The organism is Sodalis-like endosymbiont of Proechinophthirus fluctus, assembly GCF_001602625.1.
Taxonomy (GTDB): Bacteria; Pseudomonadota; Gammaproteobacteria; order Enterobacterales; family Enterobacteriaceae.
Genome location: NZ_LECR01000013.1, coordinates 1 through 1,272 on the forward strand (window position 1 = coordinate 1; position 1,272 = coordinate 1,272).

Below are 1,272 nucleotides of genomic sequence, written 5' to 3' on the forward strand. Positions count from 1 at the left end.
CGCTCAGTGGTTTGTTATTGCCGCCGGCGGCGTTCAATCCTCATCCGGCGGGCGGCCTTACGCGGGTAATCTGCCAGTAGCGCGCTGGTGTGCGCTGGAACTATTTTCTCCGCTGCTGTGGGTTCCGGGCTTCGCTATGGTCCCTCAGAGGCACGATTTTGGGGTGGTGGACACTTCGTCCTGGCGTGCCTGATAGCAGTCTTGCTACACACTGCTGCGATTAGCGCGCCGCTCGCCGGCACTGCCGATGATACAAGCGCGATCGAGAGTCACTTCGGCGTGGGTAACAACACCCGTTACTGCTTTTAGCGCCTGCTTCACCCGATTGATGCAATGGTTGCAGATCAGGTTTTGCAAATCTAATTAAATCATCGTTGACATCGTTAACTCCCCCGACTTATCAAAAGGCCTGCCGAGCCATCGATCGCCAGTGATGTTCATCGGGAGAAAGCCATTCAGCAGGCCAGGCTATGCCATAAAGACTAGATCTTCTCTCTGGGGAAAGGTCTGGTCTTTATGACCAGTAGTCACCCGTTTATCGGCAGGATGCGCGTCGTCAAGGGCAAGGAAGTAATATCAGATGATTGAATTTCGTGTAGCAATTTGCAGTTTTGATCCGATCCCGTTTCATGGCTGAGGGAATATAATCCAACGATCCTATGACCCTGAAGGCTAGGCGTGATTGTAAAAGCACAGGGATGGTCGTCGCCCGCCCGCTGGCGCTGAAAGTCGGCTGATGCGACGCTATCATGTAATATGCTGGCAAGGGTCTATTGGCGTCTTTCGTTATGCGTTTATCAAGTATTTTATACTGAGGGTGTTTCACCTCCATCGCACTGCAATATCACCCAGATAGCGCTGAACTAACGATACGCCAGACTATGCATCGGCTGATGAACGATGAGGAGCATAAGCATTATGTCATCAACGGCCCAAAGACAGATATTTACTCGCACCTATAGATGATTGTAGCATTTGCTTTTCCGCCGAGGGGGCTACAAAGGTTGAATTTGTGGATTTTCACGCCAGTGAGCATATGAAGGTGCGCTACCTCGCCGAGGTGGCTAGTCGTTGATTTTTGTTTGCCCTGTGCTATCGCGATACGACCCCACAAGATAGACCGAAGCTATTCAGCGACGGTGTAGCGCGCGCAGCGTAATCCCCTCCGTCACGTACACTCCTACCCAGGTGCCCGCCGGTAAATCCTCGCTGACCTGGACGCGCCAGGTGCTGTCACCCACACGCAACCGACCGAAACCGTTGATGAGAGGC

General features: G+C 52.8%; 3 protein-coding genes. 1 reads left to right on the forward strand and 2 read right to left on the reverse strand.

The genetic code is table 11. From position 1 onward, the window contains the following. Positions 1 to 193, forward strand: a 193-nt coding sequence (locus tag BG74_RS14700; RefSeq protein ID WP_204376289.1) for a hypothetical protein, incomplete at its 5' end; no start/stop codon positions are given. 11 nt (positions 194 to 204) lie between these two features. On the opposite strand, the gene BG74_RS12295 is transcribed toward BG74_RS14700, so the two are convergent. Both BG74_RS12295 and BG74_RS15795 read right to left on the reverse strand, forming a co-directional pair. Beyond that, a complete protein-coding gene (locus tag BG74_RS12295) occupies positions 205 to 357 on the reverse strand; it encodes a hypothetical protein (protein ID WP_187202496.1) in 153 nt (50 codons plus the stop codon). A gap of 773 nt (positions 358 to 1,130) precedes the next feature. After that, positions 1,131 to 1,272: NfeD family protein (locus tag BG74_RS15795; protein ID WP_369678483.1), on the reverse strand; the 142-nt coding region annotated here is incomplete at its 5' end.